This is a genomic window from Streptomyces sp. NPDC101237, assembly GCF_044767465.1.
Lineage (GTDB): Bacteria > Actinomycetota > Actinomycetes > Streptomycetales > Streptomycetaceae > Streptomyces > Streptomyces gramineus.
In genome coordinates, this window is the sequence record NZ_JBIWNY010000005.1 from 58,463 (window position 1) to 71,679 (window position 13,217).

At 74.4% G+C, this 13,217-nt stretch carries 9 protein-coding genes; 6 read left to right on the plus strand and 3 right to left on the minus strand.

Annotated elements, in window-relative coordinates:
* Positions 1 to 96 precede the first annotated feature (96 nt).
* Positions 97 to 1,143, plus strand: a complete 1,047-nt coding sequence (locus ACIRQ9_RS09695; RefSeq protein ID WP_404169156.1) for a LacI family DNA-binding transcriptional regulator — start codon at positions 97 to 99, stop codon at positions 1,141 to 1,143.
* A 232-nt stretch (positions 1,144 to 1,375) separates the two neighbouring features.
* Here the strand turns inward: ACIRQ9_RS09695 and ACIRQ9_RS09700 are convergent, their stop codons facing one another.
* Positions 1,376 to 1,843, minus strand: coding sequence for a hypothetical protein (locus ACIRQ9_RS09700; protein WP_404169159.1), 468 nt, complete (start codon positions 1,841 to 1,843; stop codon positions 1,376 to 1,378).
* A gap of 381 nt (positions 1,844 to 2,224) precedes the next feature.
* Here ACIRQ9_RS09700 and ACIRQ9_RS09705 point away from each other — a divergent pair, with 381 nt between their 5' ends.
* The 4 genes from ACIRQ9_RS09705 (at position 2,225) to ACIRQ9_RS09720 (ending at position 6,889) form a co-directional block, all read left to right on the plus strand.
* A complete protein-coding gene (locus tag ACIRQ9_RS09705) occupies positions 2,225 to 3,166 on the plus strand; it encodes a GNAT family N-acetyltransferase (RefSeq protein ID WP_404169161.1) in 942 nt (313 codons plus the stop codon).
* 16 nt (positions 3,167 to 3,182) lie between these two features.
* Positions 3,183 to 3,983 carry a sugar phosphate isomerase/epimerase family protein gene (locus ACIRQ9_RS09710; RefSeq protein WP_404169165.1) on the plus strand — a complete coding sequence of 267 codons (801 nt, stop codon included), beginning with the start codon at positions 3,183 to 3,185 and terminating at the stop codon, positions 3,981 to 3,983.
* A 374-nt stretch (positions 3,984 to 4,357) separates the two neighbouring features.
* Positions 4,358 to 6,205 carry a glycoside hydrolase family 3 protein gene (locus ACIRQ9_RS09715; protein WP_404169168.1) on the plus strand — a complete coding sequence of 616 codons (1,848 nt, stop codon included), beginning with the start codon at positions 4,358 to 4,360 and terminating at the stop codon, positions 6,203 to 6,205.
* 78 nt (positions 6,206 to 6,283) lie between these two features.
* The gene (locus ACIRQ9_RS09720) at positions 6,284 to 6,889 is read left to right on the plus strand and encodes a hypothetical protein (RefSeq protein WP_404169171.1); all 606 of its coding nucleotides are present in this window, start codon (positions 6,284 to 6,286) and stop codon (positions 6,887 to 6,889) included.
* Between the two features lie 16 nt (positions 6,890 to 6,905).
* Here ACIRQ9_RS09720 and ACIRQ9_RS09725 read toward each other — a convergent pair whose 3' ends face one another.
* Together ACIRQ9_RS09725 and ACIRQ9_RS09730 are read right to left on the minus strand one after the other, a co-directional pair.
* Positions 6,906 to 7,298: a hypothetical protein gene (locus tag ACIRQ9_RS09725; RefSeq protein ID WP_404169174.1), complete on the minus strand. Its 393-nt coding sequence runs from the start codon at positions 7,296 to 7,298 to the stop codon at positions 6,906 to 6,908.
* Between the two features lie 137 nt (positions 7,299 to 7,435).
* The gene (locus tag ACIRQ9_RS09730; RefSeq protein ID WP_404169177.1) at positions 7,436 to 11,182 is read right to left on the minus strand and encodes an ABC transporter ATP-binding protein; all 3,747 of its coding nucleotides are present in this window, start codon (positions 11,180 to 11,182) and stop codon (positions 7,436 to 7,438) included.
* 249 nt (positions 11,183 to 11,431) lie between these two features.
* Here ACIRQ9_RS09730 and ACIRQ9_RS09735 point away from each other — a divergent pair, with 249 nt between their 5' ends.
* Positions 11,432 to 13,150 (plus strand): MOSC domain-containing protein, encoded by a 1,719-nt coding sequence (locus ACIRQ9_RS09735; protein WP_404169180.1) that lies wholly within the window; start codon positions 11,432 to 11,434, stop codon positions 13,148 to 13,150.
* Positions 13,151 to 13,217: the final 67 nt, after the last annotated feature.

The window sequence follows — 13,217 nt, forward strand, 5'->3', positions numbered from 1 at the left end:
AGTGAATGGCCTTATGGTCTGCACGGCAAGGGGGCTTCCTTTGATCAGGCTGTGTACGACGGCGTACGACGAGACGCGCGACCGGAGGACGACGAGATGACGGTGACCCTGGCGGACGTGGCGGCCCGCGCCCAGGTCTCGCCCGCGACGGTGTCGCGCGTACTGAACGGCAACTACCCGGTGGCGGCGTCCACGCGGGAGCGGGTGCTGCGGGCGGTGGACGAGCTGGACTACGTCCTCAACGGCCCGGCCAGCGCGCTCGCGGCGGCCACCTCCGACCTGGTCGGCATCCTCGTCAACGACATCGCGGACCCGTTCTTCGGGATCATGGCGAGCGCGATCCAGGCGGAGATCGGCGGTCCGGGCGGACGTGCGGGCGGCGAGCGGCTGGCGGTGGTGTGCAACACCGGCGGCTCACCCGAGCGTGAACTGACGTATCTGACCCTGCTCCAGCGGCAGCGGGCGGCCGCGGTGGTCCTGACCGGCGGCGCCGTCGAGGACGCGCCGCACGCGGCGGCGGTGGCGGCGAAGCTGCGCAAGCTGGCGGACGCCGGGACCCGCGTGGTGCTGTGCGGACGGCCGCCCGCGCCGGAGACCGACGCGGTGGCCCTGACCTTCGACAACCGAGGCGGCGGGCGGCAGCTGACCGAGCACCTCATCGGCCTGGGCCACCGGCGGCTCGGCTACATCGCGGGCCCGGAGGAGCGGACCACCACCCGGCACCGCCTGGAGGGCCACCGGGCCGCGCTGGCGGCGGCCGGGATCGAGGAGGACCCGCGCTGGACCGTGCACGGCCGCTACGACCGGCGGGCCGGCTACGAGGCGACGCTCGAACTCCTTCGCCGCGACCCGGCGCTGACGGCGGTGGTGGCCGCGAACGACTCGGTGGCGCTCGGCGCGTGCGCGGCGCTGCGGGAGTCGGGGCTGCTGATCCCGGCGGACGTGTCAGTGGCCGGGTTCGACGACCTGCCGTTCAGCATCGACGCGGTGCCGTCGCTGACGACGGTGCGGCTGCCGCTGGCGGAGGCCGGCGCGCGGGCCGGCCGTATCGCCATGGGCCGCGAGGAGCCCCCGCCGGGCGGCATCGCCACGGTCCGCGGGGAGCTGATGGTACGGGGCTCTTCGGGCGTGCCGCGGAGCTGACCGGGACACGGCGCCGCGCGTCGCCCGCATGGACGGACCGCCCGGAACCCACCCCGCAGGAACGGTTCCTCAGACGGGTCGGGCAGCGCCGGACCGCGGGGGATCCGCCCTCGCAGGAACGGTTCCTCACACGGTCCGCGCGCGGACCGGCCGAGGCCGGCCCGCAGACGCATGGGTCCGGGCGCCCGAACCGGGCACCCGGACCCATTCCTTTGCTGTCAGGGAGCGTCAGTCACCGACCGCCGCCGCCGCCACCGCCGCCGTGGCCGCCACCGCCGCCACCGCCGTGACCGCCGCCGCCACCGTGACCGCCGCCGCCATAGCCGCCGCCACCGTGACCGCCGTAGCCACCGCCGCCCCAGCCGCCGTAGCCGCCGTAGCCGTTGTCGCCCCAGCCGCCCCAGCCGCCACGGCCGTAGCCGTTGTCGCCCCAGCCGCCGTAGCCGCCGCCACCGCGGCCGCCGTAGCCGCCGCCACCGTGACCGCCGCCGCCATAGCCGCCGCCACCGTGACCGCCGCCGCCACCGCCGCCGTGGCCACCGCCACCGCCGCCGTGACCGCCACCGCCACCGCCACCGTTGTCCTGGAAGGTAACAACGTGGTCAGGCGCCGACGAGTGGGTTGCCGCGCTGGCGACACCGACTCCGGCGCCGAGCGCCAGAATGGGTGCCGAGATCGCAGCGATGGCGACCCTCTTCATACGTGTGGTGTGCGCGCGCATGATCGCCCCTCTCCGAGGGTGTGGTTGTGTTACGACGGCCGCTTCGGTGCCGCCCTGCGTGCACTCCAGAGCCTGCGCGCAGCTCCGAGCGCGTCCGCCGCCCTTGATGCCGGTTCTCCGCACCGCACGGGCCCTTCGGCGGACCACGTCATATCCAACTGAAACGGACATTAGTGACGTTCGTGTATAAACCTACGGCGCGGACGCGACGAAGTCAAAAGCAGGACCGAACCCAGGCGAACGAGAACAAGTGAAGCCAGCGGGAACGCCGTTCGGGCCGATGCCTTCCGGCCCGCCGGGGCCGCGGGATAGCCTCGGCGGCACGGTGTCTCTGACTCAGTCAACCATCGGGGTCCAGCCATGACCGTCCAGGACGTCCGCGCCTTCAACCGCTTCTACACCAACCTCATCGGCGCCCTCGACTACGGCCGCCACCTGTACGCCCCCTACACCCTCACCGAGGCCCGGGTGCTGTACGAGCTCGCCCACTCCGCCGACACCGACGCAGCCGACCTGCGGGCCGATCTCGCCCTGGACGCCGGGTACTTGAGCCGGATCCTGAACAGGTTCGAGGAGGCCGGGCTGATCGAGCGCGCCCCCTCCGCGAAGGACCCGAGACGGCGGCGGGTCTCGCTCACCGCGGGCGGCCGGTCCGCCGCCGAACTGCTCGACGAGCGCGCCAGGGACTCGGTCGGCACGCTGCTGGGCCGCGTCGACCCCGGTGCGCGGCCACGGCTCGCCGAGGCCATGCACACCATCCGCACGATCCTCGGCGACCCCCGCGCCGACGGCGGCGACGGCCGGGGCGAGGTGGTGCTGCGCGACCCGCGCCCCGGCGACCTGGGCTGGATCGTGCAGCGCAACGCCGCCCTGTACGCGGCCGAGTACGGCTGGAACACCGACTACGAGGGCCTGGTGGCCCGGATCGTCGCCGACTACGCCGAGGACCACGACCCGCACCTGGAGCGGGTCTGGATCGCCGAGCGGGCGGGGCGGCCGCTCGGCTGCGTGATGTGCGTCCGGGACGACGCCCCGGGCACCGCGCGGCTGCGGCTGCTGCTGGTCGAACCGGAGGCGCGCGGCCTCGGCATCGGCGACCGGCTGGTCACCGCCGTGATCGACTTCGCCCGCGGGGTCGGCTACCGGGATCTGGTGCTGTGGACCAACGACGTCCTCTCGGCCGCCCGGCGCCTCTACCGGCGGCACGGGTTCGTCCTCAGCGCCGAGAGGCCGCACCGCTCCTTCGGCAGGGACCTGGTCGGACAGGACTGGCGACTGGACCTGCACGCGGCCGCCGAGTGAGACGTAGGTTGATGACATGAGGCTCGCCTTCTCCACCCTCGGGGTCCCCGGTCTGCCGGTGCCGGAGGTGGTGGCGCTCGCCACCGCCCACGGCTACCACGGCGTCGAACTGCGCGCTCACCCCGAGGAACCGGTGCATCCCGGCCTCGGGCCGGCCGCCCGGGCCGACGTCGCCGCCGAGTTCAAGGCGGCCGACGTGGAGGTCCTGGGCATCGCCGGATACGCGCGCGTCGCGGCTCCGGGCGAGGACGGGCCGGTCCTGGACGAGGTGCGCGGGCTCCTCCAGCTGGCCCACGACGTGGGCGCCCCCTTCGTCCGGGTCTTCCCCGGCGCCGACCCCGCGCTGCCCGCCGCCGAGTCCGACGCGATCGCCGCCCGGCGCCTCGGCACGGTCGCCGAGGACGCCTCCGCGCTCGGCGTACGGGTCCTGCTGGAGACGCACGACTCGCACCGCACCGGCGCCGCCGCGATCCGCGTCCTCGGCCCGGTCGGCCACCGCATGGCCGGGGCGCTGTGGGACGTCATGCACACCTGGCTCGGCGGTGAGCAGCCCGCCGAGAGCTACGCGGCCCTCGCCCCGCACCTCGGCTACGTCCAGGTCAAGGACATCGCCTCGGCCGAGGACACCACTCCGCTGCCGCTCGGGGCCGGGACACTGCCGCTCTCCGACTGCGTGGAGGAGCTGTCCCGGCACGGCTGGGACGGCTGGCTGTGCTGGGAGTACGAGAAACGCTGGTACGAGACGGCGGCCCCGCTGCCCGGCCTGCTGACGGCGGGCCGGGACCACCTGGCCCGGCTGCTCAACGAGTCCGCGTGAGCTGACCGGCGCCCCGCCCGTCCCTCCTCCCCCGGCCCCGGCGCGTCCCTCACCCCCCTGGGAACCGCGCGCCCTCCTCACCCGTCCAACGCGCGGGCCGTCGGAGAAGTCCGCGTGGTGCGGTCTCGGCACTCGCCACCGGCCGAGGTCGCCGACCCCCCTCCGCGCCGCACCACGCCCGCCGGCCCGCCGCCATCGGCGCGCCCCCTCCCTTGCGCCGATGGCGGCCCCTCTGCCGAACGGGTGCCGTTGCGGTCCTTCGGACGGACGCGCCGGGCAGGCCCGGTGCATGGCCTTGACGGAAAGAAACTTCCCGAATATTGGTGTGCCTACGGAAGTTTCCTTCAGCCGGTTCCCCACCGGAAGGAGCGCAGGTGCCCTCCAGACGCACCGTCCTCGCCGCCACCGCGGGTGTCACCGCGGGTCTGACCGCCGGCCGCGGCGCGTACGCCGTCGGCTCCGGCGGCGAGAACGCCGGCCACCGCGACGCCGACGACCGGACGCTCCGCGCCCTCGTCTCCCGCATGAGTCTCGAGGAGAAGGTCGGCCAGCTGTTCGTGATGCGGGTCTACGGGCACTCCGCCACCGACCCCGACCAGGCCGACGTCGACGCCAACCTCGCCGAGATCGGCGTCCGCACGGCCGCCGAACTGATCGCCCGGTACCGCGTCGGCGGGATCATCTACTTCACCTGGGCGCACAACACCCGCGACCCGCGGCAGATCGCCGAGCTGTCGAACGGGATCCAGCGGGCCGCGCTGGAGCAGCCGCGGGGCCTGCCGGTGCTGATCGCCACCGACCAGGAGCACGGCGCCGTCTGCCGGATCGGCAGGCCCGCCGCGCTCTTCCCGGGCGCCATGGCGATGGGGGCGGGCGGCTCGCGCGAGGACGCCCGGACCCTCGGCCGCGTCTCCGGGGCGGAGCTGCGGGCGATGGGCGTCCGCCAGGACTACTCCCCCGACGCCGACGTCAACGTGAACCCGGCCAACCCCATCATCGGCGTACGGTCGTTCGGGGCCGACCCGGAGGCGGTCGGCGCGCTGGTCGCCGCCGAGGCGCAGGGATACCGGGACGCCGGGGTCGCGGCCACCGCCAAGCACTTCCCGGGCCACGGCGACACCGCCGTCGACAGCCACACCGGCTTCCCGGTGATCACGCACAGCCGGAACCTGTGGGAGAAGCTGGACGCGGTGCCGTTCCGGGCCGCGGTGCGGGCGGGCATCGACTCGATCATGACCGCGCACATCCAGTTCCCCGCGCTGGACGGCTCCGGCGACCCGGCGACCCTCTCCCATCCGATCCTCACCGGCATCCTGCGCGGCGAACTCGGTTACGACGGCGTCGTGGTGACCGACTCGCTGGGCATGGAGGGGGTGCGCACCAAGTACGGCGACGACCGGGTGCCGGTGCTGGCCCTGAAGGCCGGTGTCGACCAGCTCCTGAACCCGCCCACCCTGGACGTGGCCTGGAACGCCGTCCTGAACGCCGTCCGGGACGGGGAGCTGACGGAGGCGCGGCTCGACGAGTCGGTCCTGCGCATCCTGCGGCTCAAGTCCCGGCTGGGGCTGCTCGACCGGCCGTACGTCAACACCAAGGACGTCGGCCGGGTGGTGGGCGCGGCCCGGCACCTGGCCACCGCCGACCGGATCGCCGAGCGCACCACCACCCTGCTGGTCAACGAGGGCGGACTGCTCCCACTGTCCCGCCGCACGCACGGCCGGCTGCTGGTGGTGGGCGCCGACCCGGCCTCCCCTTCCGGCACCACAGGGCCGCCCACCGGCGTGCTCGCCGCCGCGTTCACCGAACTGGGCTTCACCGTCCGCACGTCGGCCACCGGCACGGATCCCTCGGCGGCGGCCGTCGACGCGGCGGTCGCGGCGGCCGCGGACGCGGACGCGGTGATCGTCGGGACGTACAACGTGACGGCGGACGGCGGACAGCGGCGGCTGGTGGAGCGCCTGGTCGCCACCGGCGTCCCGGTGGTGGCGGTGGCCGTGCGCAATCCGTACGACGTCGCCCAACTGCCCACCGTGCGCGCCTTCCTGGCGTCCTACTGCTGGACGGACGTCGAACTGCGGGCCGCGGCCCGGGTGATCGCCGGCCGGGTATCGCCGCGCGGCAGGCTGCCGGTGCCGGTGCAGCGGGCGGACGATCCGGCACAGGTGCTGTACCCGGTCGGCCACGGGCTGACGTACGAGAGGTACGCAGCGGATCGGGCGTAACCGTCCCAAAAGGCGGAAAGCATCCCGTACGGCCGGGGTGGGCCGTCAGTGCGCACCACGCCGGCCGAGGGGGGCGGTATGAGGAGCGGACGTCTCGCGGGCGTGGCGGTGGCGGTCGCCGCCGTGCTGCTGTCGGCCGGCTGCCGGCCGTCCTCGACCGGGAAGCCGGCGTCCGGCGCGCGACCGACGGCGAGCCGGACGGCGTCCGGGTACGGCGCGCGGTTCCTCGCGGTCGGCGAGTGCAGCTCGTTCGGGACCGTCAGCTTCACGGAGGTGCCGTGCGCGGGTGAACGGGCGGCGGCCCGGGTGATCGCGCGGTACGACGGCACGGCCGGCGCCGGAACGGCCTGCCCGGCCACCACCGACTTCGTCCTGCACATCGGCGCCCAGGGCACCGGCGGCGCCGGAGCGATCCCGCCGGGCTACGCCTGCATGCGCGCCCTGGAGCCGCCGCACCCCGGCGACCCGGGCGGAGGCGGCGGGCCGCACACGATCGTCGGCGACTGCGTCTACGGCTCGGGCCACGGGCAGGTCCGGGAGACCGCCTGCGACGGCTCGGGACGGCACAGGCCGCAGTACAAGGTGGTGCGGGCGGTGACCGCGCGGGACCGGTGCCCGGCCTCGACGGCCCTGTACGTCCGGCTCGGCGGCGCACAGCCGGTGGGCTGCGCCACCCGCGTGTGAGCGCGCCGGCCCGCTCTCAGCAGAGGATCCAGCCCGAGCTGGCCGAGGAGCCGCCCACCGCGCCCTTGACCCAGACGCAGCGGTGCCCGGCGTGCACGCTCACCGGGCCCGCGTGGTACCGGTACCTGCCCCGGTCGACGACCGGCCGGTTGCCGCGGGCCTGGACGCTGACGGACATGGTGCGCTTGCCGCCGGAGGTCCTCGGGAGCGTGATCGCGCAGACGTAGCCGCCCTGCCGGTAGATGCGCACGGTGCCGGTGGCGAAGGGCAGCGTGCGCACCTGGCGTCCGGCGCAGTCGGCGGCCGTCACGGCGCCGGCCTCGGCGGGGGCCACGAGGGTGAGCGTCCCGGCGGCGGTCAGCACGGCCGCGCCGAGCGCCAGCCGCCGCCGCATCGCACCACTGTTCACCGTCGTCCCCTCCCGTACCGCCACCCCGCACCACGTCCGTACTGATGTACGGACGCACGACATGTGTCGGATGGTTGCACGGCCGTCAGGAACCCCGCCAAGCGCCCCGGATCACGCCGGTCCGGGACGCCGGCGGTTCAGCGGGTCGCGCCGACGGGTTCCTCCGGTTCCTCGGACGGCCGGCCGATGAAGGTGCGCCAGAGTTCGGCGTAGCGGCCGTCCCGGGCGAGCAGCTCGTCGTGGGTGCCGTCCTCGGCGACCCGGCCGTGGTCCATGACCACCACCCGGTCGGCGCGGGCGGCCGTGGTCAGCCGGTGCGCCACCACGAGGGTGGTACGACGGCCCGCCAGCCGGTCCGTGGCCAGGTTGACCTGGGCCTCCGTCGCCAGGTCCAGGGCCGCCGTCGCCTCGTCGAGGAGCAGGACGTCGGGGTCGACGAGTTCCGCGCGGGCCAGCGCGATCAGCTGGCGCTGGCCGGCCGAGAGGTTGCGGCCGCGCTCGGCCACCTCGTGCAGGTAGCCGCCTTCGAGGGTGGCGATCATCTCGTGGGCGCCGACCGCGCGGGCCGCCGCCTCCACCTCGGCGTCGGTGGCGTCGGGGCGGCCGTAGGCGATGGCGTCCCGGACGGTCCCCTGGAAGAGGTACGCCTCCTGCGGCACGACCCCGAGGCGGTGGCGGTAGGAGGTCAGGTCCAGGGCGCGCAGATCCGTGCCGTCGACCGTCACCCGGCCGCCCGTCGGGTCGTAGAACCGCGCGACCAGCTTGACCAGGGTGGACTTGCCGGCGCCCGTCTCGCCGACAAAGGCGACCGTCTGCCCGGCGGGGACGGTCAGGTCGATGCCGTCCAGGGCCGCCTCGCCGTCCTCGGCGGCGCCGTACGCGAAGCGCACGTCCTCGAAGGCGATCTCGCCCCGGAGCCGGGCCACCTCGCGCGGCTCCTCGGCCGCCCGCGTCGAGGTCCGCTCGCGGAGCAGTTCCTGGATGCGGCCGAGGGAGACGGTGGCCTGCTGGTAGCCGTCGAAGACCTGGGAGAGCTGCTGGACGGGCGCGAAGAACAGGTCGATGTAGAGCAGGTAGGCGACCAGCGCGCCGGTGGTGAGCGTGGCCGCCTCCACCCGGTGGGCGCCGGCCATCAGCACGCTCGCCGCCGCCACCGACGACAGCAGCTGCACGAACGGGAAGTAGACCGATATCAGCCACTGGCCCCGGATGCGGGCCTTGCGGTAGCTCTCGCTGCGCTCGGTGAACCGGCGGCCGCTGTCCCGCTCGCGCCCGAAGGCCTGCACGATCCGCAGGCCCGACACCGACTCCTGGAGGTCGGCGTTGACCACCGAGACCCGCTCGCGGGCGAGTTCGTAGGCCTTCACGCTGGCCCGGCGGAAGAAGAAGGTCGCGACGATCAGCGGCGGCAGGGTGGCGAAGACGACCAGCGCCAGCTGCACGTCGATCACCAGCAGGGCCACCATGATGCCGAAGAAGGTGACGACGGAGACGAAGGCGGTGACCAGGCCGGTCTGGAGGAACGTGGAGAGGGCGTCGACGTCCGTCGTCATCCTCGTCATGATCCGGCCGGTCAGCTCCCGCTCGTAGTAGTCGAGGCCGAGCCGCTGGAGCTGGGCGAAGATCTTCAGGCGGAGCGAGTAGAGGACGCGTTCGCCGGTCCGGCCGGTCATCCGGGTCTCGCCGATCTGCGCCGCCCACTGCGCGAGGACCGCGACCAGGCCCAGCAGCGAGGACGCCCAGACCGCGCCGAGCGCCATCTTGGTGACGCCCTGGTCGATGCCGTGCCGGATCAGCACCGGCAGCAGCAGGCCCATGCCGGCGTCCACGGCCACCAGGGCGAGGCTGACCAGCAGCGGGCGGCCGAAGCCGTGCAGCAGCCGGCGCAGGCCGTAGGAGGCCTCGGGCCGTACCGCGCGGGCCTCGTCGATGTCGGGGACGTCGGTGGCCGGCGGCAGCGCGTCGACCTCGGCGAGCAGTTCGGGCGTGGCCGGGGTGCCGGCGAGGGCGAGGTCCCGGGGGGTGCGGTCACCGCTCCACAGGCGCGGGGTCACGCCCCGCTCGGCGTCGAACTCCGCGTCCAGTTCGTCGCGGACGGACGTGTCCTCGGGCGGGGCGGCGGGCAGGGCGTGGCCCGGGGAGACACCGCCGAGTTCGTCGGGGTCGGTGAGCAGCCTGCGGTAGAGGGCGGACCGTTCCTGGAGTTCCTCGTGGGTGCCGATGTCGGCGAGCCGGCCGCCGTCGAGGACGGCGATGCGGTCGGCGAGGTTGAGGGTGGAGCGGCGGTGCGCGATGAGGAGGGTCGTCCGGCCGCGCATCACCTGTTTGAGCGCCTCGTGGATCTCGTGCTCCACGCGGGCGTCGACGGCCGAGGTGGCGTCGTCGAGGACGAGCAGCCGGGGGTCGGTGAGCAGGGCGCGGGCGAGGGCGACGCGCTGGCGCTGGCCGCCGGAGAGGGTCAGGCCCTGCTCGCCGACCTTGGTGTCGTAGCCGCCGGGCAGCTCGGAGATGAAGCGGTCGGCCTGGGCGGCGCGGGCGGCCGCCAGGATCTCCTCGTCGGTCGCGTCGGGACGGCCGTAGGCGATGTTGCCGCGAACGGTGTCGGAGAAGAGGAAGGAGTCCTCCGGGACCAGGCCGATGGCCGCCCGCAGTGAGTCGAGGGTCAGCTCGCGGACGTCGTGGCCGCCGATCAGGACGGCGCCGTGCGTGACGTCGTAGAAGCGCGGCAGGAGCAGGGAGACGGTGGACTTGCCGGAGCCGGAGGAGCCGACGACGGCGACGGTCTCGCCCGGCCGGATCTCGAAGCTCAGCCCCTTCAGGACCGGGCGGTCGGGGTCGTACCCGAAGGACACGTCGTCGAACTCGACGGTCGCGGGCGCGTCGGCCGGCAGGGCCTTCGTGCCCTGCGTCAGCGTCGGCTCGGTGTCGATCAGCTCCAGGACGCGTTCGGTGCCGGCGCGGGCCTGCTGGCCGACGGTCAGGACCACGGCGAGCATCCGGACCGGGCCGACCAGTTGGGCCAGGTAGGTGGAGAAGGCGACGAAGGTGCCGAGGGTGATGTGACCGCGGACGGCCAGCCAGCCGCCGAGCGCCAGCATGGCGACCTGGCCGAGGGCCGGGACGGACTGCAGGGCCGGGGTGAACCTGCTGTTCAGGCGGATCGTGCGCAGCCGTCCCGCGAACAGCCGGTGTCCGACCTCGCGGAGCTTGCCGGTCTCCTGCTCCTCCTGCCCGAAGCCCTTCACCACGCGGACGCCGCTGACGGCCCCGTCGACCACGCCGGCGACGGCGGCGGCCTGCGCCTGGGCGTACCAGGTGGCGGGGTGGAGCTTGCTGCGGCTGCGCTTGGCGATCCAGTACAGGGCCGGGGCCACGGCGAGGGCGACCAGGGTGAGCGGCGGCGACAGCCAGGCCATGATCCCGAGGGAGATCAGGAAGAGGAGGACGTTGCCGATGGTCATCGGCAGCATGAAGAGCAGGCCCTGGATCAGCTGCAGGTCGCTGGTGGCCCGCCCGATCACCTGGCCGGTGGACAGCTCGTCCTGGCGCCGTCCGTCGAGGCGGGTGATGGTGCCGTACATCTCGGTCCGCAGGTCGTGCTGGACGTCGAGGGCGAGCCGGCCGCCGTAGTAGCGGCGCACGAAGGTGGCCGCGTAGACGAGGACGGCGGCGCCGATCAGGGCTCCCGCCCAGGGGCCCATGGCCCGGCTGTGGCCGCCGATCACGTCGTCGATGATCACCTTGGTGATGAGCGGTACGACGGCCAGGACGGCCATGCCGGCCAGCGAGGACCCGAGCGCGAGGACGACGTCCTTGGGATGCCGCCAGGCATACCCCGCCAGCCTGCGCGCCCAGCCCTGCCGCTCCCCCTGTTGCGCTGCCACGCGGTGCCTCCCGTTCGCCCTCTGCTTCCGCTCGGCCACAACACGGACGGAACCGGATTTCATCCCTCCGTAACAAATCTCGGCCGATGGTCGCAGGGCGCCTCGGTCCCGGGACCTGGGCCGCCGCCCCCGTCCCCGGCCGGACGCGACCTCCACGGGCGGGGCGCCCGGCACGGCCAGGGCCCGTTCCGCCAGGGCGATCGGTCCGTTCCGTTCGCGCAATCCCGGGGGAGGTACCAGGATGTCGCCATGGGGACGTTGCTGTCCGTCAATGTGGGCCTGCCGAAGGACGTGCCCTGGCAAGGGCGGACCGTCCGCACCGGAGCGTGGAAGGCGCCGGTGTCCGGGCGCCGGATGGTGCGGCGGCTGAACGTCGACGGCGACGGCCAGGGCGACCTGGCCGGGCACGGCGGCGAGATCCGGGCCGTACTGGTCTACCAGGCGGACTCCTACCGGTACTGGCGCGAGCAGCTCGGCCGCGAGGACCTGGCCTTCGGGAGTTTCGGGGAGAACTTCACCGTCGAGGGCCTGCCCGACGACGAGGTGTGCATCGGCGACCGCTACCGGATCGGCGAGGCGGAGTTCGAGGTCACCCAGCCGCGCGTGACCTGCTACCGCGTCGGCATGCGTCTGGGCGAGCCCGCCATGGCCTCCCTCCTGGTCGCCCACCACCGTCCGGGCTTCTACCTGCGGGTGCTCACCGAGGGCCGGGTCGGCGCGGGCGACGAGATCACCCTGGTCGGCAAGGGGCCCGGCGAACTCAGCGTCGCCGACACGGACGCGCTGCTCTACCTGCCCGGCCGCGACCCCGCGACGCTGCGCAGAGCGCTGGAGATCCCCGCCCTCAGCCCCGGCTGGCAGCAGTCGTTCCGGGAACTGGCCGGCGCCGCGCCGCCCGCGGAGCAGCCGGGCTGGCCGGGTTTCCGGCCGCTGCGGGTCGCCCGGATCGTCCGCGAGAGCGCCGACGTCTCCTCCGTCAGCCTCGGCACCGCCGACGGCACGCCGCTGCCGGACGCCCGGCCGGGCCAGTACCTCTCGCTGCGCCCCACCACCGGCGCGGCCGCCCACGAGGTGCGCAGCTACTCGCTGTCCTCGGCGTCCGCGGACGGCGGGTACCGGATCAGCGTCAAGCGCGAGCCGCACGGGCGGGTCAGCGGCTACATCCACACCGGGCTGCGGGCCGGCGACCTCGTGGACGTCGCCGCTCCGCGCGGCACGTTCGTCCTCGAAGCGGGGACCGGGCCGGTCGTCCTCGCCTCCGCGGGCATCGGCGTCACTCCCGTGCTCGCCATGCTGCACCGGCTCGCCGCCACCCGTGACCCGCGGCCCCTGTGGTGGCTCCACACCGCCCACGACCGGGACCACCACGCCTTCGCCGCCGAGGCCCGCGACCTCCTCGCGCGGCTCCCGGACGCCCACGAGCACGTCTTCTACACGGCCGACGGCCCCCGGCCCGGCGAGGACCACGTCACCCGGGGACGGCCGACCGCCGCCGCGCTCGCCGGCCTGGGCGTCCCGGCCGGCGCCGACACCGACGCCTATCTCTGCGGGCCCACGGCCTTCATGGACGCCCTCGGCACGATGCTGGGCGAGCACGGCCTGTCACCCGAGCGGATCCGCACGGAACGGTTCAGCGCGCTCGCCGCCCTCAACCCCGGCGTCACCTCCACCACCGCGGTCCGCCCGCACCAGCCGTCCGGGCCCGCGGGCACCGGCCCGCTCGTCACCTTCGCCCGCAGCGGTGTCACCACCGCCTGGTCGCCCGCCCACGGCTCGCTCCTCGGCCTCGCGGAGGCCTGCGACGTCCCCACCCGCTGGTCGTGCCGGACCGGCGTCTGCCACACCTGCGTCACCCCGCTGGTGACCGGCGAGGTCGCCTACACCACCCCGCCGCTCGAACCGCCGGAACCGGGCACCGTCCTGGTCTGCTGCAGCGCACCGGCCGCCGAGACCGTCCTGGACCTCTGACCCGGACCGGGCCCGCCGCCGCAACGCGCAGATAACGACTAGTCAAACCCTTCGGAACCCGTACAAC